Origin of the sequence: Pedococcus ginsenosidimutans, assembly GCF_039544395.1 — a bacterium.
Taxonomy (GTDB): Bacteria; Actinomycetota; Actinomycetes; order Actinomycetales; family Dermatophilaceae; genus Pedococcus; species Pedococcus ginsenosidimutans.
In genome coordinates this window covers 299,402-323,412 of the sequence record NZ_BAABLO010000011.1, presented here as the reverse complement: position 1 = coordinate 323,412, position 24,011 = coordinate 299,402, and the positions used below count along the sequence as shown (strand labels likewise).

The window sequence follows — 24,011 nt, the reverse complement described above, 5'->3', positions numbered from 1 at the left end:
GTCGGATGACGGAGTCAGCCATCGCGCCGGTGCAACCGTGTCAAAGGAGACTCGAAATGACCCGCCCGACCTCTGAGGCCGAGTACCTCGCCAGCCTCGTCCCCGCCTCCGTCCGCGGTGTCAGCCGTCGGACCCTCCTGCGCGGCGCCCTCGGCGCCGGCACCCTGCTCGCCGCCCCCTCGCTCCTGGCCGCCTGTGGTGGCAGCGGGGGCTCCTCGTCCACCGGCTCCGCCAGCGGCACCGTGACCGTCGGCTCCAACCAGTCCGACGCCGTGCCGAAGGCTGCCATCCAGGCCGTCATGGACGCCTTCCACAAGGCCAACTCGGGGATCACCACCAAGATCAACACGATCGACCACAACACGTTCCAGGAGAACATCAACAACTACCTCCAGGGCTCCCCGGACGACGTGTGGATGTGGTTCTCCGGCTACCGCATGCGGTTCTTCGCCAGCAAGGGCCTCGCCGGTGACATCTCCGACGTGTGGAAGAACCTCGACGGGATGTCCGACGCGCTCAAGAAGGCGTCGACCGGTGACGACGGCAAGCAGTACTTCGTCCCCTCGACCTACTACCCGTGGGCGATGTTCTACCGCAAGAGCGTCTTCGAGAAGTTCGGCTACTCCGAGCCGAAGACCCTCGACGAGTTCAAGACCCTCGGCACCCAGATGAAGAAGGACGGCCTGGTCCCGATCGCCTTCGGCGACAAGGACGGCTGGCCCGCGATGGGCACGTTCGACCAGCTCAACCTGCGCGTCAACGGCTACCAGTTCCACGTCGACCTCATGGCCGGCAAGGAGGCCTGGAACGGCGACAAGGTCAAGAAGGTCTTCGACACCTGGGCCGGGCTGCTCGACCTGCACCAGCCCGACGCCCTCGGCCGCACCTGGCAGGAGGCCGCCCAGGCGCTCCAGCAGAAGAAGGCCGGCACTTACCTGCTCGGGTCGTTCGTCGCCCAGCAGTTCAGCAAGGGCGCCGAGCAGGAGGACCTGACGTTCTTCAACTTCCCGGAGATCGACTCCACCATCGGCGCGGACGCCATCGAGGCGCCCATCGACGGCTACATGATGGCCAAGCGCCCGAAGAACGAGGCCGCCGCCAAGAAGCTCCTCGGCTACGTCGGCTCGGCGGATGCCCAGAACATCGTCGTCAAGGCCGACCCGAGCGTCATCGCGACGAACGACAAGGCCGACAAGGCCTCGTACACCGCCCTCCAGAAGAAGTCGGTGGAGTTCGTCTCGCAGGCCAAGTCGATCGCCCAGTTCATGGACCGCGACACCCGCCCCGACTTCGCGTCCACGGTGATGATCCCGGCCATCCAGTCCTTCCTGAAGAACCCCAAGGACATCGACGGGCTCTGCAACAGCATCGAGAACCAGAAGAAGAGCATCTTCGCCTCCTGAGCAAGTGGTCCGGGCGGGCACCGCCCGCCCGGACCAGCTCGCCCCTACCGAGGAGGTTCTCGTGGCGAGACGCAAGTACAAAGGGATCGACCAGCTCTCGGGAAGAGATCGGCTCACGGTCTCGCTCATGGTCGTCATCCCGACCCTGATCGTGGTCGCCCTGGTGTGGCTCCCGGCCGTCGCGTCGGTGCTGCTGTCCTTCACCAATTGGGACGGTATCGGCCCGATCTCCGAGGTGAAGACGATCGGCCTGAAGAACTACCACGACGTCTTCACCATCTACCCGCCGTTCTGGCCGGCGGTGCAGCACAACCTGATCTGGTTCGCGGTCCTCTTCCTCATCGCGACGCCGTTCGGCATGTTCCTCGCGGTCCTCATCGACAAGGGCGTCCGCGGCAGCCGCTTCTACCAGACCTCGCTCTACATGCCCGTGGTGCTGTCCACCGCGCTCGTGGGCTTCATCTGGCAACTCGTCTACAGCCGCGACCAGGGCATCCTCAACGCCGCGACCGGCGGCACGACCGACTGGTACGGCGACTCCAGCGTGAACCTCTGGGCCGTGCTCGTCGCGCAGATATGGCGGCACGCCGGCTACATCATGCTGCTCTACCTGGCCGGCCTGAAGGGCGTGGACCCCAGCCTGCGGGAGGCGGCGCGCGTCGACGGCGCCAGCGAGCGCTCCATCTTCTTCCGGATCATCTTCCCCGTGATGCGGCCGATCAACATGATCGTCCTCGTCGTCACCGTGATCGAGGCGCTTCGCGCGTTCGACCTCGTCTGGGTGATCAACAAGGGACGCAACGGCCTCGAACTCATCGGTGCCCTCGTCGTCCAGAACGTCATCGGCGAGGCGAGCAGGATCGGGTTCGGCTCGGCACTGGCGACGATCATGCTGCTCATCTCGTCGGTCTTCATCGCCATCCAGCTGCGCATCATCATGCGGGAGGACTCATGACCACAACGACCGCCACCACCAAGATCCTCGATAGCGCTCCCAAGCAGAAGTCGGGGTCCTCGGGGAACCGCTGGGGAGTGCCGCTGTTCCTCACGGTGGTGTCGCTGATGTGGCTCTTCCCGCTGGCGCTGGCACTCATCAGCTCGCTGCGCGACTACGCCTACACGGCCAAGCACGGCTACGTCTCCTGGGGTGGCTTCACCCTCGACAACTACAAGAACGCCTGGCAGCAAGGCGACTTCACGCGGCACTTCATCAACTCGGCCATCGTCACGGTGCCGGCGGTGCTGCTGACGCTGTTCCTGTCCTGTTGCGTGGCATTCGTCGTGGCGCGGTTCTCCTTCCGCTTCAACCTCGCGCTCCTCGGGCTCTTCACCGCGGCCAACCTGCTGCCCCCGCAGTCGCTGCTCATCCCGGTCTACCGGATGTTCCGGGCCATTCAGGTCCCGTTCTGGTTCAGCGACTCCGGCACCCTCCTGGACAGCTTCTGGGGCCTGATCGCCGTCAACGTGGCCTTCCAGACCGGGTTCTGCACCTTCGTCCTCTCCAACTACATGAAGGCCCTGCCGCGCGAGCTCTACGAGTCGGCCGTCGTCGACGGTGCCGGGGTGCTGCGCCAGTTCTTCCAGCTGACGCTGCCGCTGTGCCGGCCCGCCCTCGCGGCCCTCGCCACCCTAGAGGTCACCTGGATCTACAACGAGTTCTTCTGGGCGACCGTGCTGCTCCAGTCCGGCGACAAGTTCCCCATCACGAGCTCGCTGAACAACCTGCGTGGCCAGTTCTTCACCGACAACAACCTCGTCGCGGCCGGCTCCGTGGTCATCGCCCTGCCGACGCTCATCGTCTTCTTCCTCCTGCAGAAGCAGTTCGTCGCCGGCCTGACGCTGGGAGCCACCAAGGGATGACCTCCACCTCCGCCGCCCCCTCGACGGTGACCCTCCGGTCCGCCGGCACGTGCCTGGTCCTGGAAGTCCCCGAGGAGGGTCTGCCGAAGGTGCTCCACTGGGGTGCCGACCTGCCCGACGAGACCGTCGCGGAGCTGCCCGGGCTCCTGCCCGGACCGGTGCCGCACAACGCCCTCGACGACCCGTGGCCGCTCACCGTCCTGCCCACGGGCGGTGACGGCTGGCTCGGTACCCCCGCGTATGCCGCCCACCGCGCCGGCGGTGCGGCGGCGCCACGCTGGGTGGCCACGACGACCCAGCCCGGAGACCGTGAGGTCGTGACCACGGCCGTGTCCGGGGCGACGGAGCTGGTCCTGCGCCACGCGCTCGACGAGTACGGCGTACTGCGCGTGAGCCAGTCGGTGACGAACCGCGGGCCCTCCGCGGACACGGACGGGGCGGACACGGGCGGGGCGGCCTCGTCCGGGGCCGCCGACGACGCGACCACCCTCGACCTCGGGGCGCTGCGTGCGGTGCTGCCGCTGCCGACGCGCGCCACCGAGGTGCTCGACCTCACCGGGCGCTGGTGCCGCGAGCGGGCGCCGCAGCGCTCCCGCCTGCGCGACGGCACCCACCTGCGGGCGTCGCGGCGCGGACGGACCGGTCACGACGCCACCCTGCTGCTCACCGTCGGCACCGAGGGTTTCGGCTTCCGAGCCGGCGAGGTGTGGTCGGTCCACGTCGCGTGGAGCGGCAACCACGAGCACCTCGTCGAGAGGCTCCCCGAGGGGGCGGGCGTCCACGCCGCCGTGCTCGGTGGGGGCGAGCTCCTCGAGGCCGGCGAGGTCCGCCTCGCGCCGGGTGAGACCTACACGGCTCCCGATGTCGTCTTCCTGCACTCGGTCGAGGGCCTCGACGGCCTCTCGCGACGACTGCACCGCAGCCAGCGCGCGAGCGCCGTGCACAGCAACACCCCGCGGCCCGTCGTGCTCAACACCTGGGAGGCCGTCTACTTCGACCACGACCTCGACCGGCTCACCGCGCTCGCCAACACGGCGGCCTCCATCGGCGTCGAGCGCTTCGTCCTCGACGACGGCTGGTTCGGGAGCCGGCGCGACGACAGCAGCGGGCTCGGCGACTGGGTCGTGTCGACCGACGCGTGGCCCCGTGGCCTGCAGCCGCTGGTGGAGCACGTCAAGAGCCTGGGCATGGAGTTCGGGCTGTGGTTCGAGCCCGAGATGGTCAACGTCGACTCCGACCTCGTCCGGGCCCATCCCGACTGGGTGCTCGGCCCCCGCTCCGGCCTGCCGCGCCCCTCCCGTCAGCAGCACGTCCTCGACCTGGCCAACCCCGAGGCCGCCGCCCACGTCGAGGGCCAGATCAGCGCCCTCGTGGGCGAGCTGGGCGTCGACTTCGTCAAGTGGGACCACAACCGCGACCTGCACGAGGCGGTCCGCTCCGACGCCCGCGGGGTCGACCGGCCCGCGGTGCACGAGCAGACCACCGCCTTCTACGCGCTGCTCGACCGCCTCCGCGCCGCGCACCCCGGCCTCGAGATCGAGTCGTGCGCGAGCGGTGGTGGCCGGGTCGACCTCGGCGTCCTGGCCCGCACCGACCGCATCTGGACCAGCGACTGCAACGACGCGCTCGAGCGCGCCTCGATCCAGCGGTGGACGTCGCTGCTCGTGCCGGCCGAGCTCATGGGCACCCACATCGGCCCGCCGACCGCGCACACCACCCACCGCACCCTCGACCTGTCCTTCCGGATGCTCGTCGCGCTGCAGGGCCACGCGGGGCTGGAGTGGGACATCGAGACGTGCACCCCCGAGGAGCTCGACTCCCTCCGCGCCTGGTCCTCGCTCTACCGTGAGCTCCGACCGCTGCTGCACACCGGCGACCTCGTGCGCGCCGACCTCCCCGAGGAGCAGGGGCTGCTCGTGACCGGCACGGTGGCCGCGGACCGCGCGCAGGCGGCATACACCGTCCTGCAGACCCACACGGGCGCCGCCGCCGTACCGGGCCTGGTGGCCTTCCCGGGGCTGGACCCCGCACGCACCTACACGGTGCGCGTCCGGTCGCAGGCCGGGCTGCCCGCGACCGTGCAGAAGCGCGGCCCCCGGTGGTGGGACGAGGCGCTCGAGGACGGTGTCCGGGTGAGCGGGGCGCTGCTCGGCCAGGTCGGCCTGCCCATGCCGGTGCTCGCCCCTGCCCAAGGTCTCCTGCTCCACCTCACCTGACACAATGGCGGGCATGTCTGCCACGCCCGCCCCCGCGGTGCTGCCCCGGATCCTGTCCGGCATGCAGCCCACCAGCGACTCCCTGCACCTCGGCAACTACCTCGGGGCGCTGGTCAACTGGGTGGCGCTGCAGGACACCTTCGACGCCTACTACTTCGTGGCTGACCTGCACGCCCTCACCGTGCCGACGGACCCTGCCGTGCTGCGCCACCGCACCCGGGTCACGGCCGCCCAGTTCCTCGCAGGCGGGGTCGACCCCAAGCGCTCGGCCGTCTTCTGCCAGAGCCACGTCACCGAGCACGCCGAGCTCGGCTGGGTGATGAACTGCCTCACCGCCGACGGCGAGGCCCGGCGCATGACCCAGTTCAAGGACAAGGTCGCCAAGGGGCAGAACGCCAACGTCGGCCTGCTCACCTACCCCATGCTCATGGCGGCCGACATCCTCATGTACGACGCGGCCTACGTGCCCGTGGGGGAGGACCAGCGCCAGCACCTCGAGATCACCCGCGACCTGGCCGAGCGCTTCAACCACCGCTTCGGTGAGGCCCTCGTCGTGCCCGAGCCCTACATCGTCAAGGGCGCGGCGAAGATCATGGACCTGCAGGACCCGACGTCGAAGATGAGCAAGACGGGGTCGTCGCCCAAGGGCCTCATCGACCTCATGGAGGACCCCGCGAGGATCGCCAAGAACATCCGGTCCGCGGTGACCGACACCGAGGCCGAGGTCCGCTACGACCCCGACACCAAGGCCGGGGTGTCCAACCTGCTCGTCATCCACTCGGTGCTCTCGGGCACCCCGGTCGAGGACGTCGCCGCGTCCTTCGCCGGGCGCGGCTACGGCGACCTCAAGAAGGAGGTCGCGGACGTCGTCGTCGAGGCGCTCACGCCGTTCCAGCAGCGGATGTCCGAGCTGCTCGCCGACCCCGCCGAGCTCGACCGCATCCTCGCCGACGGGGCGTCGCGGGCGCGGGAGGTCGCGCAGGCGACGATGGCCCGGGTGCGCGACCGCGTGGGCCTGCTCCCCAGTCTTCGATAGGGTCGAAACGTGCCCACCATCGGCGTCTCGATCGCGATCCCCTCGCCCCATGCGGAGATGCTCCAGGCCAAGCGTGCGTCGTTCGGCGACCCCCTCGCGGAGTGCATCCCGACCCACGTCACGCTGCTCCCGCCGACCGAGGTGGCCGAGGAGGAGCTCGAGGCGGCGGTGAAGCACCTGGAGGAGGTCGCGGCCCAGGGCCGCCCCTTCCCGATGGTGCTGCGGGGCACGGGCACCTTCCGGCCCACCTCACCCGTGGTCTTCGTGCAGGTGTCCGGTGGCATCGCCGACTGCGAGCTGCTGGAGAAGGAGGTGCGGCAGGGGCCGCTCGACCGCCCCCTCGACTTCTACTACCACCCGCACGTGACCGTGGCCCACCACGTGCCGGAGCCCAACCTCGACCAGGCGTTCACCGAGCTGTCCGACTTCGAGTGCGCCTTCGAGGTGGACGAGTTCCACCTCTACGAGCACGGCGACGACGGCGTGTGGCGCCCCGTCCGCTCCTTCACCCTCGGCGGCTGAGGCGTGCAGACCCTCAAGAGGTGGTGGGCCCGCCTCCAGACCACCCACGCGTGGCAGGCCTGGAAGCGCTACGGCGACCACCGCGGCAACGTCCTCGCCGGCGGCGTCGGCTACTTCGCCTTCTTCTCGATCTTCCCCGCCGTCGCGCTCGCCTTCACCATCTGCGGCATCGTCCTGCGCGACCGCCCCGAGCTGCTGACCGAGGTGCGCCAGTACGTCGACCAGACGCTGCCAGGGTTCGTGAAGAACGAGCGCACGGGCAAGGGCGTCATCCCGATCACCATCCCGCAGAAGAACGCGCTGACCATCACCGGCATCATCGGCGTCGGCGGCCTCGTGCTGGCCGGCCTCGGCTGGCTCGGGGCCCTGCGTGACGGGATCCGGGCGATCTTCGATGCGCCGGGCCAGCCCGGGAACGCCGTGATGCTCAAGCTCCGCGACCTCGGGGTCATGCTGGTGCTGGGGATCGGTGTCGTGGTGTCGGCAGCCGTGACCGTCGCGGCCGGCGGCGTGGCCGCCAAGGTCGCCGAGCTCGTCGGACTGGGGTCGCAGTCCTGGGTCGTGGGTGTCGTCGGGTTCGTCATCGGCGTCGTGCTCGACACCGGGCTCATGGCGCTGATGCTGAGGGTGCTCAGCGGGGTCCCGATGCCGTGGACCGCCCTGCGCGCCGGGTCGGTCTTCGGGGGCGTGGCCCTCACCGTCCTCAAGGTCGGCGGGTCGCGGCTCGTCGCCGGCACGACCGGCAACCCCCTGTTCGCCTCGATCGCCGTCGTCGTCGGCCTGCTCGTGTGGCTCAACCTGATCTCCCGGGTGATGCTCGTCGCCGCGGCCTGGGCCGCCAACGACGCCGACGCGCAGGCCGCTGGTCGCATCACCGAGGCGCAGAAGGACAAGCTCGTGGAGGGACCGGCGCCCGAGCCCCTGGACAGCATCCGCGACCGCACCGACGCCGGGCTGCCGACGTTCGGCCAGCGCGCTGCCGACCGCACCTCCGTCGCGGCCGGTGCAGTGCTCGGGGCCGTGGGTGCCGTGGCGGTGGGCTCGCTCGCGGGCGGCCTGCGCCGCCTGGTCCGCCGGGGCTGACGCCCCGCTCCGTACCGCCACGAGGCGGACGGGTGCCGCCACCGGCGGGCGGTCAGGCAGCCACGGCCGTACGGCGCCGCAGCCGGTCCCAGAGGGCCCGCTGGAGCAGCAGCGTGAGCACACCGGCCACGGTCATGCCGACGATGTTGAGGCCGAGCTGCGCGGCGGCACCGCCGAGCTGGCTCCACGCCCCCGACGCCAGGGCGACGGAGAAGTCGCCGGCCGCCGGCACGGTGGTGACGGAGATGAAGACGCCGACCAGGGCGTTGCTGCGACCCGCCGTGGTCGACAGGACGCCGGCCGCGCCGGCCAGCACGGCCACGACGAGCGACCAGCGGTCCGGTCGCCAGATGAACCCGGTCAGCGGCCGCGGCGACGCGACCGTCGACGCGTCGAACCATCCCGCTGCCACGGCGACTAGCGCGAGCAGGGTGGTGAGCGCGATCGCGATGGCGAAGCCGCGCACCAGGAGCCCGAGCGCTCGGGCGGCGAGCTGTCGCCGTCCCAGGGCCAGCCCTACGGCCAGGGATGCCACGGCGCTGAACTCCGGCCCCACCACCATCGCGCCGACCACGAGGATCGCCGAGTCGGTCACCACGGCCACCGAGGCGATCAGCGTGGCCAGGCACAGGAAGGCGTAGTAGGACCAGGAACCGTGCGACTGCCCCTCGGCGCTGTCGAGCACTGCGTCCCACACCACGGCGTCGTCCGGGGCACCCGGCGCGTGCTTCTCGGCGTCGACGGCGTTGCGCGACGGCGACGCCTCCACGGCGAGGATGGTGATGCCGCCGCGGTCGTGCAGCCCCAGCGCGGCCAGCTCCTTGAGGAGCCCGTCGGTGGCCTCGCGGGCCACGTCGGCCTCCACGAGGTCGCCGGCCGGTTTGAGGCTGCCGCCGCGGGTGATGGCGAGGTTGCACACGGAGCGGCTGGGCTCGAGCAGTTCGAGGACCTCGGCGGACAGGTCGGCGGGGACGGCCAGGCGCAGGTGGAGCACGCAGCGACCCTAGCGGTGGCCGGCCTCAGTGGCGGGCTGCGCGGCGCCGGGCGGTCGCCCTGGACCCCAGCACCAGCAGGAGCATCGCGATCGCCACCAGCACCCCGACCCCGAGCCAGGGCGCCTTGTCGCGCGAGGCCAACCCGATGCCGGGCAGGGCCGCAGCAGCCGCCGTCGCAGGCGACGGGCTTGCTCCCGGCGCCGCGGGAGCGCCTGCCCCGATCCGCGCCCCGGGCGAGGGCGTCGACGTGGGCGGGGTCGTGACGGTGCCGGGGGCGACGAGCGTGCCCACGGGCCGGGCCTTGGCGCCGTACCTGAACGCCCAGTCGTACATCGCGGCCTGGGGCCGCCACGAGGAGTCCAACCCGTACATCTCGGTGAGCAGGTAGGTCTTCCCGCCGCGCGTGACCGCCGAGATGTAGGTCCGGTGCGCTGCCACGGTGTAGCCGTTCTTGACCCCGATCGTGCCCGGGTAGTTGTAGAGCAGCTTGTTGTGGTTGTTGATGACGTAGGAGTACCGCTTGTGCGTCCTGGGGTCGCGCCGGCCGGGGAACGGCGCCTGCTTGGTGGTGACGTACTGGCGGAAGTCCTGCAGCTGCAGGGCCGCCCGCCCGATCAGGGCCAGGTCGTAGGCGCTGGAGGTCTGCCCCGGCGCGTCGAGGCCAGAGGGGTCCACGGCGACGGTGTCGTGGGCGCCGAGCTGGGCGGCCTCGGCGTTCATGGCGTCGACCGTGGCCTTCCGGCCGCCGGCTGCTGCGGCGAGTGCGTACGCGGCGTCGTTGCCGGACGACATGAGCAGGGCCTGGAACAGCTGGCGGCCCGTGTAGCCGAGCCCGGGCACGATGCCGACCCTCGTGCCGTCGGCATTCGCGTCGGCCTGGGTCGCCACGACCACCCGGTCCGGCGACACCCTGGGGATGAGCGTCAGCGCCGTCAGGGTCTTCAGCGTGCTCGCCGGTCGCAGGCGGGCGTGGGGTGCCTTCGCCGCGATGACCTGGCCGGTGTCGAGGTCGGCGAGCAGCCAGGAGACGTCACGCAGGGCAGGGGGGCGCGGTACGCCGGGCGGCAGGTCGGTGACCAGCCCGGTCGAGGCGAGCCGTGGGCCACCGATGGCCAGCTCGGGCCGGACCGTGTCGCGCGGGACCGGCAGGGGAGTGGGCTTCGGCTTGGCCGCGGTGACCACGGCGGGCGCAGCAGCGACCGGCACGACGCCCGGCGCGACCGCCGGGCCTGCCGCCTGCGCCCCGGGCCCGAGCACGACGACGCCGCCGACCGCCAGCACGAGGCTGGCAGCGGCGGCCTGGGTACGTCGTCGGAGCACGCGCAGAAGTGTGCCTCAGAAACGGCTGGTGAGGAGGGCTCTCTTGACCTCTTGGATCGCCTGGGTCACCTGGATGCCGCGGGGGCAGGCGTCGGTGCAGTTGAAGGTGGTGCGGCAGCGCCACACGCCTTCCTTGTCGTTGAGCACCTCGAGGCGCTGGCTGCCACCCTCGTCACGGCTGTCGAAGATGAAGCGGTGCGCGTTGACGATCGCCGCCGGGCCGAAGTACTGGCCGTCGTTCCAGAACACCGGGCAGCTCGTCGTGCACGCGGCGCACAGGATGCACTTGGTCGTGTCGTCGAAGCGGTCGCGGTCCTTCTGGCTCTGGATGCGCTCGCGGGTGGGCTCGTTGCCGGTGGTGATGAGGAACGGCATCACCTCGCGGTAGGCGTCGAAGAACGGCTCCATGTCGACGATGAGGTCCTTCTCCACGGGAAGGCCCTTGATCGGCTCGACGGTGATCGGCTTGTCCGGGTTGACGTCCTTGATGAGCGTCTTGCAGGCGAGCCGGTTCTTGCCGTTGATGCGCATGGCGTCCGAGCCGCAGACACCGTGGGCGCACGAGCGGCGGAAGCTCAGCGAGCCGTCCTGCTCCCACTTGATCTGGTGCAGGGCGTCGAGGACGCGGTCGGTCGCGTGCGCGGTGACCTGGTAGTCCTCGAAGTGGGCCTCGGAGTCGGTCTCGGGGTTGTAGCGCGCGACCCGCAGGGTCACCGTGAAGGTGGGGACGGCCCCGGCCTTCTTCTCCTCGGTGGTCTGCTTCTCGGCAGTGGCAGTCATCAGTACTTGCGCTCCATCGGCTGGTAGCGGGTCACGGTCACGGGCTTGTAGTCCAGGCGCACCTCGTCGGCGAACAGCGCCGACTCGGCCCCGAACCCCTCGCCCGCGAGCGGGGCCCGGTAGGCCATCGTGTGCCTCATGAAGTTGACGTCGTCGCGGGCCTCGTAGTCCTCGCGGAAGTGGCCGCCGCGCGACTCCTTGCGCGCGAGCGCGCCGAGGGTGATGACCTCGGCCAGCTCGATGAGGAACCCGAGCTCCACGGCCTCGAGCAGGTCGGTGTTGTAGCGACGGCCCTTGTCCTGCACCACGACGTTGGCGTAGCGCTCCTTGAGCTCGTCGATGACGCCGAGGGCCTCCTTCATGGAGGCCTCGGTGCGGAACACCTGGACGTTGCGGTCCATGGTCTCCTGCAGCTCACGGCGGAGGTCGGCGACCCGCTCGCCGCTCTCGCGGCCGCGGATGCCCTCGACCATGCCGTCGACGAGCGACGCCGGGTTGGCCGGGAGCTCGACCCAGGCGGCGTTCGCGGCGTACTCCGCGGCGGCGATGCCGGCGCGGCGGCCGAAGACGTTGATGTCGAGGAGGCTGTTGGTGCCGAGGCGGTTCGAGCCGTGCACGGACACGCAGGCGACCTCGCCGGCGGCGTAGAGGCCGGGGACGACGTCGGTGTTGTTGCGCAGCACCTCGGTCTCGACGTTGGTGGGCACACCACCCATCGCGTAGTGCGCGGTGGGGTAGACCGGCACGGGCTCGGTGTAGGGCTCCACACCGAGGTAGGTGCGCGCGAACTCGGTGATGTCCGGGAGCTTGGCGTCGATGTGCGCCGGCTCGAGGTGGGTGAGGTCCAGCAGGACGTAGTCCTTGTTGGGGCCGGCGCCGCGGCCCTCGCGCACCTCGTTGGCCATCGACCGGGCGACGATGTCGCGCGGGGCGAGGTCCTTGATGGTGGGGGCGTAGCGCTCCATGAAGCGCTCGCCGTCGGCGTTGCGCAGGATGCCGCCCTCGCCACGGGCCGCCTCGGACAGCAGGATGCCCAGGCCCGCGAGGCCTGTCGGGTGGAACTGGAAGAACTCCATGTCCTCCAGCGGGATGCCGCGGCGGAACGCGACACCCATGCCGTCACCGGTGAGGGTGTGGGCGTTGGACGTCGTCTTGAAGACCTTGCCGGTGCCGCCCGTCGCGAAGACCACGGACTTGGCCTGGAACACGTGGATCTCGCCGGTCGCGAGCTCGTAGGCGACGACGCCGGCCGCGCGCTCGACGCCGTCGGCGCCGGTGTTCATCAGCAGGTCGAGGACGTAGAACTCGTTGAAGAACTCCACACCCTGCTTCACGCAGTTCTGGTAGAGCGTCTGGAGGATCATGTGGCCGGTGCGGTCGGCGGCGAAGCACGAGCGGCGGACCGCGGCCTCACCGTGGTTGCGCGTGTGGCCACCGAAGCGGCGCTGGTCGATCTTGCCCTCGGGCGTGCGGTTGAACGGCAGGCCCATCTTCTCGAGGTCGATGACGGCGTCGATGGCCTCGCGGCACATGATCTCGGCAGCGTCCTGGTCGACGAGGTAGTCGCCACCCTTGACGGTGTCGAAGGTGTGCCACTCCCAGTTGTCCTCCTCGACGTTGGCGAGGGCGGCGCACATGCCACCTTGGGCCGCGCCGGTGTGGGAGCGGGTGGGGTAGAGCTTGGTCAGCACCGCGGTGCGGGTGCGGGTGGAGGACTCCAGGGCCGCGCGCATGCCGGCGCCGCCGGCACCGACGATGACGACGTCGTACTTGTGCGTCTGCATCAGGGTTGGTTCCTTCGGTGTTCCGGGGTCATCGTGCCGTGCACACGGAGAGGGTCGAGGAGGGGTCGACGCACGGGTCGAAGGTGAAGATGACCAGCGTGCCGAGCACCAGGACGAGGGCGGCGCTCGCGACGAGCAGGCCCTTGAGGACCCAGCGGGTGCTGTCCTTCTCGGTGTAGTCGTTGATGATCGTGCGGACGCCGTTGAAGCCGTGCAGCTCGGCGAGCCACAGCATCAGCAGGTCCCAGGTCTGCCAGAACGGGCTGGCCCACTTGCCGGCGACGAACGCGAAGTCGACGCCGTGGATGCCCTCGCCGAGCATGAGGTTGACGAACAGGTGGCCGAAGACCAGCACGAGCAGCAGCACGCCGCTGCCGCGCATGAAGACCCAGGACCAGAGCTCGAAGTTGCCGCGGCCCTTGGAGACCCGGCGGTAGCGCGAGGTCTTCGCGGAGACCGCGTCCGGACCGGCGTGGTAGTTGGTGCTCTCGCTGGTGGTGGCGCTCATCATCAGCCTCTCAGTGCGTGAAGACGACGGTCAGGTGGCGGATCGCGAAGGGCGCGAAGAGCACCACGAAGCCGACGACCACGGCCCAGAACATCTGCCGCTGGTACCGCGGGCCCTTGGCCCAGAAGTCGACCGCGATGATCCGCAGGCCGTTGAGCGCGTGGAAGATCACGGCGGCGACGAGGCCGGCCTCCGCGAGCCCCACGACGGGGTTCTTGTAGGCGCTCATGACCTCGTTGTAGGCGTCGGGGGAGACCCGTACCAGCGCCGTGTCGAGCACGTGCGCGAAGAGGAAGAGGAAGATCAGTACGCCGCTGATGCGGTGGGCCACCCACGTCCACATGCCTTCGCGGCCGCGGTAGAGGGTCCCGTTGGCTGCCTGCGCCACTGCGCGTCCCTTTCGAAGCAGGAGATCGGTCACGGCGAGTCGCGCAGAGCGTCGATGGCCGTTCTTCGTCCGTCAGGTTATCTGTCGCCGCAGGTCGGCCGCGCGCGGCCCTGCTGTGAGAAACCAGACAAGCCGGGTTACCGGTGGGTACCCTGCGCGGCCGGCGCGCTCAACGGGCTGCGGTACGGGACGTGCGGACCTGCGCGTAGTGACCGAGCAGCTCGTCGGTGACGCCGGCCCAGGACCGCCGCTCCACCCGGGCTCTCCCTGCTCGGCCGAGCGCCTCCCGCTTGGCCCGGTCGCCGGCGAGGTGGGCGACCGCGTCGCGCAGCCCGTCGGCGGAGTCGGGGTCGAACAGCAGGCCGGTGCGGCTGTGGTCGACGAGGTCGAGCGGGCCTCCCCGCGCCGGGGCCACGACGGGCAGCCCCGAGGCCGCTGCCTCCTGCAGCGTCTGCCCGAAGGTCTCGCGGGTGCCGGTGTGCACGAAGACGTCGAGTGCCGCATACGCCCGGGCGAGGTCGTCGCCGTCCCGCCGGCCGAGGAACACCACGTCCAGCCCGGCCGCGGCGAGCAGGGCCGCGTCCTCGGTGCGGCTCGGGCCGTCGCCGACGACCACGACGCGGGTGCCGGCCAGCCCGGCCAGCCGGGCGAGGCGGGGGAGCTCCTTCTCGGGGGCGAGCCGTCCCACGTAGCCGACGAGGACCTCGCCGCGCGGCGCCAGCGCGCGCCGCAGGGCTCGGGTGCCGGCGTCGACGCGCCAGGACGGGTGGAACGTCGCCGCGTCCACGCCACGGGTCCACAGCGCGGTGCGTGGCACCTGGTGACCGGCCAGCTCAGCCAGGGCGGCCGAGGACGGTGCGAGGGTGCGGTCGGCCAGGCCGTGCACGTGGCGGACCCACCGCCAGGCCGCCCGGGCCGCCCCGCGACCGACGGGGCCGGGGGCGTGCTGGGCCAGGTAGCTCGGCACGTCGGTCTGGTAGACGGCGACGGACGGGACTCCCCTCCTGGCCGTCGCCGTGAGGGCCGCGGCCCCGAGCACGAACGGCGAGGCGACGTGCACCACGTCCGGCCGGAAGCCGGCGAGGGCCGCGTCGACCTCGCCGGTGGGCAGCCCCACGGGGAACTGGCGGACCGGTACGGACGTGAGGCCCAGCACCGGGTACCCGGCCCAGCTCCCGGGGGCGGGCCGGGGCGCGAGCACGACCGCCTCGTGGCCGCGGTCGCGCAGGCACTCGAGCACCCGGCACACGCTGGTGGTGACGCCGTTGACGCTCGGGAGGAAGGACTCGGTGACGATGGCGACGCGCACGGGACCAGCGTGCGCGGGCGCGGTGTGGGGCCCGTGACGACGCGGGGTGTGTCAGGTGAGCGGCAGGTGGCCACGGGGTGCGTCGGCTACCGTTCGCGCCATGTCGAGTCCAGCCACGCGCCCGGGCAGCGCGGCCCCGACCACCCCCCACGAGCACTTCTGGGCCGTCATCCCGGCAGGGGGAGCGGGCACCCGCCTGTGGCCGCTGTCGCGGGAGCGGTCGCCCAAGTTCCTGCACGACCTGACGGGCTCCGGCCGGTCGCTGCTCCAGGCGACCTGGGACCGGCTCACGCCCCTGACGGGGCCGCAGGTGCTCGTCGTCACCGGGACCGCGCACGTCCAGGCGGTCCGCGACCAGCTGCCCGACCTGCCGCCCGACCAGCTCCTGGCCGAGCCCTCACCGCGCGACTCCATGGCGGCCATCGGCTGGGCGGCAGCGGTCCTCGAGGCCCGCGACCCCGAGGCCGTGCTCGGCTCGTTCGCGGCCGACCACGTCATCGGTGACGAGGACGCGTTCCGCGAGTGCGTGAGCAGTGCCGTGGCTGCCGCCGCTGACGGGCACCTCGTCACCATCGGCATCGAGCCGACCCATCCGGCGACCGGCTTCGGCTACATCGAGCTGGGCGACCGGCTCGGGGACGGCCCGGCGCACGCGGTCAGCCAGTTCGTCGAGAAGCCGGACCGCGAACGGGCGCGCACGTACCTCGCGACGGGCCGGTTCCGGTGGAACGCGGGCATGTTCGTCGTGCGCGCCACCGTGCTGCTCGACCTCCTGGCGCAGTGGCACCCCGACCTCGCCGCTGGGTTGCGCGACCTCGCTGCCGACCCCAGCCGCCTGGACGAGGTGTGGCCTGGGCTGGAGAAGATCGCCATCGACCACGCCGTCGCCGAGCCCGCTGCCGCCGAGGGACGGGTCGCGGTCGTGCCGGGCGGGTTCGGCTGGGACGACGTGGGTGACTTCGCCTCGCTGGGCGCGCTGCTCGAGGACGCGGTGGGCATGCCGGGCGTGCAGGTGCTCGGCGACGCGTCGCAGGTGCGCCTCGTCGACTCGACGGGTGTCGTCGTACCCGCGAGCGGCCGGCTGGTCGCGCTCGTCGGGGTGGAGGACGTTGTCGTCGTCGACACCCCGGACGCGCTGCTCGTCATGTCGCGCGAGCGTGCCCAGGACGTCAAGGGCGTCGTCGAGCAGCTGAGGGTCCAGCGCCGCACCGACCTCACCTGAGCCCCGTCGCTGCCCGAAGTCCCAGACTTCGGGCCTTAGGGCCGCGCCATACGCCGAAGTCCCAGACCTCGGGCCAAGAAGCGGCGTGATGGGCCGAAGTCCCAGACTTCGGGTCTAGAAGTGGGGTCATGCGCCGAAGTCCCAGACTTCGGGCCAAAGAAGCGGCGTCATGCGCCGAAGTCCCAGACTTCGGGGCGCGGTGGTGGGCTCGGTCAGGTCACGAGGTCGCGGCGCCGGAACGCGGCGTACCCGGTCGCGCCGGCGACCAGCGCCACCACGAGCAGCCCGACGAGTCCGGCGACGTCGGCGTCGCCACCGGGCAGGCTGCCGAGGTGGTCGAACGGTGACAGGCCCATCGCCCAGCCGGGCAGGCTGACGAGCGGCCCCAGCTCGCCGATGAGGACGAATGCCGCGAGCAGTCCCCAGGCTGCGGGCGTCCACAGCGGCACGAGCCCGAACAGCAGCACGGTCAGGGCGACGCACACGAGCACCGCAGGCGCGGTGGCCAGGGCGGCGGGCAGCACCTGCGCCACCCCCACGTCGCTGACCGCGCCTCCGGACAGGCCCGCCGACAGCCCAATGACGACCAAGAGCCACAGGGACCCGAGCACGGCGACGAGGACGTGGCTCGACAGCCACGTCCAGCGACCCACCCTCGTCGCGAGGGCCACCTCGGCGCGCCCGGCAGCCTCCTCCGAGCGCAGCCGGAGCGAGGTGGCGATGCCGAACGCCGCGGCCCCGACGGCGAGAAACCGGATCTCGGTGCCGAAGAAGACCTCGAGCAGGCTGCCGTGTCCTCCGCTCAGCTTGCGGAACATCTCGGCGATGCCCGGGCTGCTGGCGATCTGGTCGACGGACCGGGCGATGCTGCCGACGACGAGCCCCAGGACGGCGTAGCCGATCGTCCACCCCAGCACGGCGCCGCGCTGGAGCCGCCAGGCGAGCCCCAGGGGTGACCCGAGCACGGACGATGCGCGGGACGGCCCGGGGCGTGCGGCCAACAGCCCCGAGCCGAGGTCGCGGCGCTGGAGCAGGAGGTCGGCGACGACGAGCAGGGCCGCCATGGTCGCGACGGCGGGCAGCACCAGCCACAGCCGGTTCTCCCCGAACGGGCTCACCCGCTCGGCCCACCCGAGGAACGACGCGTACGCGAGGTCCGGACCCTTCGCACCGGCGGTCGAGGTGCCGGACGAGCTGCTCGACGAGGTGTCGGCGACCGCGCGGACGACGAAGGCGAGCAGCAGCGTCGTCAGGGCCAGGCCGCCGGCCCCGCGCGCGGTCGAGGTGAGCTGGCAGGCGACGGCGGTGATGCCCACCATCACCAGGCCGGCGACGACCTCGACGACCCCGAGGGCCAGCGAGCCCGTGGCGTCGACGTCCGTCCCGACCAGGCTCAGCGCGGACAGCCCCCCGGTCGCCAGCACCGCCGCCGTGGCGAGCAGCACTGCGGCTGCCAGCGGTGCACGGCGACCGACGACGCCACCGGCCACCAGCTCGAACCGTCCTTCCTCCTCCTCGGTACGCGTGTGGCGGCGCACCAGCGCGAACGCGAGGAAGGCGGTGAAGAGGCTCCCCAGCATGATCGTCTTGAGCACCCCGACCGCGGCGGCGGTCAGCGAGGGGAGCGGGCCGTAGAGCGCGGTGATGGAGGGGTTGTCGGCCATGACCCGGGCGCCTGCCGCGGCCTCGGCGTCGGTGGGGTAGAGGTCGAGGGTCGCCGCCATCGAGGAGTAGGCGGTGAGGACGAGGGCGGCCACGCTGGCCGTGACGACCCAGCGGTCCCGCCGCCAGGCGAGCCGCAGCAGCGGCCACGTGCCGGCGAAGGTGCTCACGCCCTGACCTCCTCGCCACGGGACGCAGCGGCGCCGACGTCGTCGCGGTACTGCGAGAGGAACAGCTCCTCCAGCGTGGGCGGCTGGCACGTCAGCGCCAGGATGCCGTGGGCGCCGAGGCGGTGGACGACGTCGCCGACCGCGCTGGACTCGACCGAGAGCAGGAGGCGGTCGCGGTCGAGCCTGGCTGCTGACACCCCAGGCCAGGAGCTGACGTCCGCGACGTCGGGGGTGCGGGCGAGGGTCGCGTTGACGCTGGTGCGGGTGAGGTGGCGCAGGTCGGTGAGCGTCCCCGAGTCGACGATGCGCCCGGCCCGCACGATGCTCACCCGGTCGGCGGTGGCCTCGACCTCGGAGAGGATGTGGCTCGAGAGCAGGACGGTGCGCCCCTGCTCCCGCGCCTGCGCAACCTGCTCCTCGAACACCTTCTCCATGAGCGGGTCGAGCCCCGACGTCGGCTCGTCGAGGACGAGGAGCGGGACGTCGCTGGCCAGTGCAGCGACGAGGGCGACCTTCTGGCGGTTGCCCTTGGAGTAGGACCGGCCCTTCTTGGTCGGGTCGAGCTCGAACAGCTCGAGCAGGCTGTCGCGCCGCCCCGTGTCGACGCCGCCGCGCAGCCGGCCGAGCAGGTCGATCACCTCGCCACCGGTGAGGTTCGGCCACAGCACGACGTCGCCGGGCACGTAGGCGAGCTGCCGGTGCAGCTCCGTGGCGTCACGCCAGGGGTCGCGCCCGAGCAGCTGCACCGAGCCGGCGTCCGCACGCAGCAGGCCCAGCAGGATGCGGATGGTGGTGGACTTCCCGGCCCCGTTGGGCCCGAGGAAGCCGTGCACCTCGCCCTCGTGCACGGTGAGGTCGAGCCCGTCGAGGGCGACGGTGGAGCCGAAGGACTTGCGCAGGCCGGTGGCCTCGAGGACAGCTGCCATGACCACGAGTGTACGCAATTTTCAGAAGATTCTGAATGCTCTAAACTGTTCGGCATGACGAGGCGGCGACAGGACGAGGGACCCGAAGGGGGCCGGGAGCGGTTCGTCGAGCGGTTCGGGTCCGAGCTCACCGCGGCCGGTATGCAGCGGCTGCCCTCTCGCGTCTTCGCCTGCCTGCTCGCCGACGAGGACGGCCGCATGACCGCGGCCGAGATCGGGGAGGCCCTTGCCGTGAGCCCGGCCTCGGTCTCGGGAGCCGTGCGCGCGCTGCAGCAGATGCGGATGATCCACCGGGAGCGCGAGCCCGGGAGCCGGCGCGACGTCTACGTCGTCGCCGACGACGCCTGGCACGACGTCATGATGAGCTCCTCCTCGACCTACGCGCCGCTCACGCAGACGCTGCGTGAGGGCGTCGACCAGGTCGGGGGCGCCGGGTCCGGCGCCGGGGCGCGGCTGGCGCTGAGCGTGGCGTTCCTCGAGTTCGTCACCGAGGAGATGGAGCAGCTCTCGGAGCGGTGGGACCGGCGCAGGGCGGAGCTCGGCCTGTAGCCGGGTGACCGAACGCACGGTGAGGTGGGCCACGCGCCGCAGCGACGCGGCGTACCGGCTCACTATCGTGGCTCCCATGGCCGCTGACGTCCCCGAAGCCCGTTCCGAGTCCGACCTGCCGATCAAGGCCGTGTACGGCGCGGACGACCTCGCCGGGTTCGACCCGGCCGAGCAGCTGGGGGAGCCGGGCCGGTACCCCTACACCCGCGGCGTCTACCCCAACATGTACACGGGCCGGCCCTGGACGATGCGCCAGTACGCCGGGTTCGGCACCGCCAAGGAGAGCAACGAGCGCTACCACGAGCTCGTCGCCAACGGCACCGGCGGCCTGTCCGTGGCCTTCGACCTGCCGACCCAGATGGGCTACGACTCCGACGAGGCCATCGCGCACGGCGAGGTCGGCAAGGTCGGGGTGGCCATCGACTCGATCGACGACATGCGCACCCTCTTCGGCGGCCTGCCGCTCGGGGAGCTGTCGACGTCGATGACCATCAACGCGCCCGCGTCGACGCTGCTGCTGATGTACCAGCTCGTCGCGGAGGAGAACGGTGCCGATCCTGCCGCGCTCGCGGGCACGATCCAGAACGACGTGCTCAAGGAGTACATCGCCCGCGGCACCTACATCTACCCGCCGAAGGAGTCGCTGCGCCTCATCAGCGACATCTTCGCCTACTGCGCCAAAGAGATGCCGCGCTGGAACACCATCTCCATCAGCGGCTACCACATGGCCGAGGCCGGGGCGACGCCCGCGCAGGAGATCGCCTTCACGCTCGCCAACGCCAAGGAGTACGTGCGCGCCGCCATCGCCGCCGGTCTCGACGTCGACGACTTCGCGCCCCGGCTGTCCTTCTTCTTCGTGGCACGCACGACCCTGCTCGAGGAGGTCGCGAAGTTCCGTGCGGCCCGGCGCATCTGGGCGCGGATCATGCGGGAGGAGTTCGGGGCGAAGAACCCCAAGAGCGAGATGCTCCGGTTCCACACCCAGACCGCCGGGGTGCAGCTGACCGCGCAGCAGCCCGAGGTCAACCTGGTCCGCGTGGCCCTGCAGGGGCTCGGCGCCGTCCTCGGGGGCACCCAGTCGCTGCACACCAACTCCTTCGACGAGGCGATCGCCCTGCCGACCCAGAAGGCGGCCAGGCTGGCCCTGCGCACCCAGCAGGTCATCGCCTACGAGACCGACGTGACGAAGACCGTCGACCCGTTCGCGGGCTCCTACGTCGTCGAGTCGATGACCGACGACGTCGAGGCGGCCGCGCTCGAGCTCATCCAGGCCGTCGAGGACCGTGGGGGAGCGGTCGCCGCGATCGAGCAGGGCTTCCAGAAGTCCGAGATCGAGCGCTCCGCCTACCGCATCGCCCTGCAGATCGACAGCAAGGAGCGCACCGTCGTCGGGCTCAACCGGTTCGCCCTCGACGAGGAGGAGCCGTACGAGCCGCTGCGCGTCGACCCGCAGATCGAGCACGACCAGCGCGAGCGCCTCGCCGCCCTGCGGGCCGAGCGCGACAACGAGGCCGTGGAGCGCGCCCTCGAGGCCGTGCGCGCGGCAGCCCGTGGCACCGACAACCTGCTCTACCCGATGAAGGAAGCCCTGCGCCTGCGCGCCACCGGTGGCGAGGTCAGCCACGCGCTGCGCGACGTCTGGGGCCTGTACGTGCCGCGCGAGACCTTCTGACCCCGGCGCCGTACCCGCTCCTGCACTCCGGCGACCCGGGTCTCGGCCGTCGGCGACCCGGGCATCCTGCCGTCCCGCGACCCGGGCGTCGGGTCGGGGGTGCGCGAGTAGAGTGCGCCGTGACATGAGCGACAACCTGCTGCTTTCCGACCTCGGCGACACCATCGACGCCCTCGCCCCCGAGCTCCAGGACCTGCAGCGGGACCTGCACGCCCACCCCGAGCTGTCCCGGGGCGAGGTGCGGACCACCGCGCTGGTCGACGCGAGGCTGCAGGCAGCCGGGATCCGCACCCGGCGCCTGCCCGTCAGCGGGCTGGTCGCCGACCTCGGCGCGGAGCAGCCGGCCTACCGCGTCGCCCTGCGCGCCGACCTCGACGCACTGCCCGTCGGTGAGCGCTCCGGGCTCGCGTGGGCGTCGAGGACCGAGGGCATCTGCCACGCCTGCGGCCACGACGTGCACGTCAGCGCTGCGGTGGGCGCCGCCCTGGCCCTCAAGGCCCACGAGGACCGGCTGCGCGAGCGCGGCGTCGCGGTGCGCCTGCTCTTCCAGCCGGCCGAGGAGGTCATCCCCGGGGGCGCCGTCGAGCTCGTCGCCGACGGGGCGCTGGAGGGTGTCGACGCCATCTTCGCCGTGCACTGCGACCCCAGTCTCGACGTGGGCAGCGTCGGCCTGCGCGACGGCGCGATCACCGCGGCGGCCGACCGGGTCGTCGTGCACCTGAGCGGTCGTGGCGGCCACACCAGCCGACCCCACCTCACCGAGGACCTCACCTTCGCTCTCGCCAAGGTCGTCACCGAGCTCCCCGCCGTGCTGTCGCGGCGCCTCGACCCCCGAACGGCCTTCGCGCTCGTCTGGGGCGAGGTGCACGCAGGCCAGGCGGCCAACGTCATCCCCTCCAGCGGCACCGTCGCCGGGACCCTGCGCATGCTCGACGCGACCGCCTGGACGACCGTGGGCCCGCTGCTCGCGGAGGCGGTCGAGCACGTCGTGGCGCCGTACGCCGTCACGGCGGTCCTCGAGCACATCCAGGGCGTGCCCCCCGTGGTCAACGACGAGGAGGCCATCGAGGTCCTGCGCCACGCGGCGGAGGGCATGGGGCTGAGCCCGGTCGGGACGCCCCAGTCCCTCGGCGGCGAGGACTTCGCCTGGTACCTGCGGGAGGTGCCCGGCGCCATGGCCCGGCTGGGTACCCGCAGCCCGGGCGGGCACACCTACGACCTCCACCAGGGCGACCTCGTCGTCGACGAGGGATCGGTCGTGCAGGGCGCCCGGCTGCTGGCTGGGGCGGTAATGGCGGGTGTGGTCAAGGCCGCCCCGGAACGGTCAGTCGCGGATCGGTAACGGTTTGCAAGATGTGTGACCGAAGGCCCTGAGACACCGCAGTTCTTGCGGCTATCCTCACGCCCTAGTGGCGCACCACTGCGCCTCATGCATACCAAAGAACAGGAGACAGCCTTGCGTCACACGATGAAGGTTGCAGCGGTCGTGTCGGTGGCAGCACTGACGCTCGCCGCGTGTGGTGACTCGGGCTCGGACCAGCCCAGCTCCAGCGGCTCGAGCTCCAGCTCGAGCAAGAAGAGCGACCTCAAGGTCGGCATGGCCTACGACGTGGGTGGACGCGGCGACCAGTCGTTCAACGACTCCGCCGCCGCCGGCCTCGACAAGGCGAAGTCCGAGCTGGGCGTGCAGATCAAGGAAGCCGCAGCCGTCAACGGCGAGAACGAGGCCGCCCGCGAGGAGCGCCTCCAGCAGCTCATCGACGCGGGCTACACCCACGTCGTCGCGGTGGGCTTCGCCTACGCCGCCTCCGTGGGCAAGGCCGCCAAGGCCAACCCCGACGTCCACTTCGCGATCGTCGACGACGCGTCCCCCGACTCCAAGGGCGCCAACGTCGACCAGATCACCTTCGCCGAGAACGAGGGCTCGTTCCTCGTCGGCGCGGCGGCCGCGCTGAAGTCCAAGACGGGCCACATCGGCTTCGTCGGTGGCGTCAACGTGCCGCTCATCAAGAAGTTCGAGGCGGGCTACATCGCCGGTGCCAAGGCGGTCAACCCCAAGATCAAGATCGACAGCCAGTACCTCACCCAGCCGCCGGACTTCGGTGGCTTCGGTGACCCGGCCAAGGGCAAGACGGCGGCCGAGGGCATGTACCAGGGCGGGGCGGACATCGTCTACCACGCTGCTGGTGGCTCCGGCGGTGGCGTCTTCACGGCTGCCAAGGCGGCCGGCAAGCTCGCCATCGGTGTCGACTCCGACCAGGCGCTCACGGCCCCCGCGGACGTCCGCCCGGTCATCATGACCTCGATGATCAAGAAGGTCGACGTCGCCGTCTACGACTTCATCAAGTCGGCCGCGGACGGCAAGGAGCTGACCGGCAACAACGTCTACGACCTCAAGGCCGGCGGCGTGGACTACGCCACCACCGGTGGCCAGGTCGACGACATCAAGACCAAGCTCGACGACTTCAAGCAGCAGATCATCGACGGCAAGATCAAGGTGCCCACCACCCCCTGATCAACCCAGGTGGTCGTTCACGGCCCGGGCGGCGCGGTAGCGTCTGACCCGGGCCGTGTGCGTCTGCCGCACCACGTCCCCGCCGTCCCCG

The 24,011-nt window shown here is 71.3% G+C and carries 21 protein-coding genes; 12 read left to right on the top strand and 9 right to left on the bottom strand.

Annotated features, from left to right (window positions below; genetic code table 11):
• Positions 1–56 precede the first annotated feature (56 nt).
• From ABEA42_RS12485 to ABEA42_RS12455, 7 genes are all read left to right on the top strand, one after another.
• On the top strand, positions 57–1,403 hold the full coding sequence (locus ABEA42_RS12485) for an ABC transporter substrate-binding protein (protein ID WP_345503739.1): 1,347 nt from the start codon (positions 57–59) through the stop codon (positions 1,401–1,403).
• Between the two features lie 61 nt (positions 1,404–1,464).
• Positions 1,465–2,358 carry a carbohydrate ABC transporter permease gene (locus ABEA42_RS12480; protein WP_345503738.1) on the top strand — a complete coding sequence of 298 codons (894 nt, stop codon included), beginning with the start codon at positions 1,465–1,467 and terminating at the stop codon, positions 2,356–2,358.
• Positions 2,355–3,263: a carbohydrate ABC transporter permease gene (locus ABEA42_RS12475; RefSeq protein WP_345503737.1), complete on the top strand. Its 909-nt coding sequence runs from the start codon at positions 2,355–2,357 to the stop codon at positions 3,261–3,263. Before ABEA42_RS12480 ends, ABEA42_RS12475 begins: the two co-directional genes overlap by 4 nt.
• Entirely contained in the window at positions 3,260–5,479 is a 2,220-nt protein-coding gene (locus ABEA42_RS12470) for an alpha-galactosidase (protein WP_345503736.1), read from the top strand. Before ABEA42_RS12475 ends, ABEA42_RS12470 begins: the two co-directional genes overlap by 4 nt.
• Positions 5,480–5,483: 4 nt before the next feature.
• Positions 5,484–6,515 (top strand): tryptophan--tRNA ligase, encoded by a 1,032-nt coding sequence (gene trpS, locus ABEA42_RS12465; RefSeq protein ID WP_345503735.1) that lies wholly within the window; start codon positions 5,484–5,486, stop codon positions 6,513–6,515.
• A 9-nt stretch (positions 6,516–6,524) separates the two neighbouring features.
• Entirely contained in the window at positions 6,525–7,037 is a 513-nt protein-coding gene (locus ABEA42_RS12460; protein WP_345503734.1) for a 2'-5' RNA ligase family protein, read from the top strand.
• A 3-nt stretch (positions 7,038–7,040) separates the two neighbouring features.
• A complete protein-coding gene (locus tag ABEA42_RS12455; protein ID WP_345503732.1) occupies positions 7,041–8,120 on the top strand; it encodes a YihY/virulence factor BrkB family protein in 1,080 nt (359 codons plus the stop codon).
• 52 nt (positions 8,121–8,172) lie between these two features.
• Here the strand turns inward: ABEA42_RS12455 and ABEA42_RS12450 are convergent, their stop codons facing one another.
• The 7 genes from ABEA42_RS12450 to ABEA42_RS12420 form a co-directional block, all read right to left on the bottom strand.
• Positions 8,173–9,114, bottom strand: a complete 942-nt coding sequence (locus ABEA42_RS12450) for a DUF389 domain-containing protein (RefSeq protein ID WP_345503730.1) — start codon at positions 9,112–9,114, stop codon at positions 8,173–8,175.
• A 25-nt stretch (positions 9,115–9,139) separates the two neighbouring features.
• A complete protein-coding gene (locus tag ABEA42_RS12445) occupies positions 9,140–10,435 on the bottom strand; it encodes a D-alanyl-D-alanine carboxypeptidase family protein (protein ID WP_345503728.1) in 1,296 nt (431 codons plus the stop codon).
• Between the two features lie 15 nt (positions 10,436–10,450).
• Entirely contained in the window at positions 10,451–11,215 is a 765-nt protein-coding gene (locus ABEA42_RS12440) for a succinate dehydrogenase iron-sulfur subunit (protein WP_345503726.1), read from the bottom strand.
• Positions 11,215–12,999, bottom strand: coding sequence for a succinate dehydrogenase flavoprotein subunit (gene sdhA, locus ABEA42_RS12435; protein WP_345503724.1), 1,785 nt, complete (start codon positions 12,997–12,999; stop codon positions 11,215–11,217). The genes ABEA42_RS12440 and sdhA overlap by 1 nt, the downstream gene beginning before the upstream one ends.
• Before the next feature lie 28 nt (positions 13,000–13,027).
• A complete protein-coding gene (locus ABEA42_RS12430; protein ID WP_345503722.1) occupies positions 13,028–13,507 on the bottom strand; it encodes a succinate dehydrogenase hydrophobic membrane anchor subunit in 480 nt (159 codons plus the stop codon).
• Between the two features lie 10 nt (positions 13,508–13,517).
• Positions 13,518–13,895, bottom strand: a complete 378-nt coding sequence (sdhC, locus tag ABEA42_RS12425) for a succinate dehydrogenase, cytochrome b556 subunit (protein WP_345503720.1) — start codon at positions 13,893–13,895, stop codon at positions 13,518–13,520.
• 169 nt (positions 13,896–14,064) lie between these two features.
• Positions 14,065–15,204 carry a glycosyltransferase family 4 protein gene (locus tag ABEA42_RS12420; RefSeq protein ID WP_345503718.1) on the bottom strand — a complete coding sequence of 380 codons (1,140 nt, stop codon included), beginning with the start codon at positions 15,202–15,204 and terminating at the stop codon, positions 14,065–14,067.
• Positions 15,205–15,304: 100 nt separating this feature from the next.
• Between ABEA42_RS12420 and ABEA42_RS12415 the strand changes: the two genes are divergently transcribed.
• Positions 15,305–16,426, top strand: a complete 1,122-nt coding sequence (locus ABEA42_RS12415; RefSeq protein WP_345503716.1) for a mannose-1-phosphate guanylyltransferase — start codon at positions 15,305–15,307, stop codon at positions 16,424–16,426.
• 212 nt (positions 16,427–16,638) lie between these two features.
• On the opposite strand, the gene ABEA42_RS12410 is transcribed toward ABEA42_RS12415, so the two are convergent.
• Both ABEA42_RS12410 and ABEA42_RS12405 read right to left on the bottom strand, forming a co-directional pair.
• Positions 16,639–18,258 carry an ABC transporter permease gene (locus ABEA42_RS12410; protein WP_345503714.1) on the bottom strand — a complete coding sequence of 540 codons (1,620 nt, stop codon included), beginning with the start codon at positions 18,256–18,258 and terminating at the stop codon, positions 16,639–16,641.
• Positions 18,255–19,184 carry an ABC transporter ATP-binding protein gene (locus ABEA42_RS12405; protein WP_345503712.1) on the bottom strand — a complete coding sequence of 310 codons (930 nt, stop codon included), beginning with the start codon at positions 19,182–19,184 and terminating at the stop codon, positions 18,255–18,257. Before ABEA42_RS12405 ends, ABEA42_RS12410 begins: the two co-directional genes overlap by 4 nt.
• 54 nt (positions 19,185–19,238) lie before the next feature.
• Between ABEA42_RS12405 and ABEA42_RS12400 the strand changes: the two genes are divergently transcribed.
• The 4 genes from ABEA42_RS12400 (at position 19,239) to ABEA42_RS12385 (ending at position 23,920) form a co-directional block, all read left to right on the top strand.
• Positions 19,239–19,733, top strand: coding sequence for a GbsR/MarR family transcriptional regulator (locus ABEA42_RS12400; protein ID WP_345503710.1), 495 nt, complete (start codon positions 19,239–19,241; stop codon positions 19,731–19,733).
• A 76-nt stretch (positions 19,734–19,809) separates the two neighbouring features.
• Positions 19,810–21,405: an acyl-CoA mutase large subunit family protein gene (locus ABEA42_RS12395; protein WP_345503708.1), complete on the top strand. Its 1,596-nt coding sequence runs from the start codon at positions 19,810–19,812 to the stop codon at positions 21,403–21,405.
• A gap of 124 nt (positions 21,406–21,529) precedes the next feature.
• Entirely contained in the window at positions 21,530–22,747 is a 1,218-nt protein-coding gene (locus ABEA42_RS12390; protein ID WP_345503706.1) for an amidohydrolase, read from the top strand.
• 126 nt (positions 22,748–22,873) lie between these two features.
• Complete coding sequence (locus ABEA42_RS12385; protein ID WP_345503704.1) at positions 22,874–23,920, top strand: BMP family lipoprotein; 1,047 nt, start codon at positions 22,874–22,876, stop codon at positions 23,918–23,920.
• The last annotated feature ends 91 nt before the right edge of the window (positions 23,921–24,011 follow it).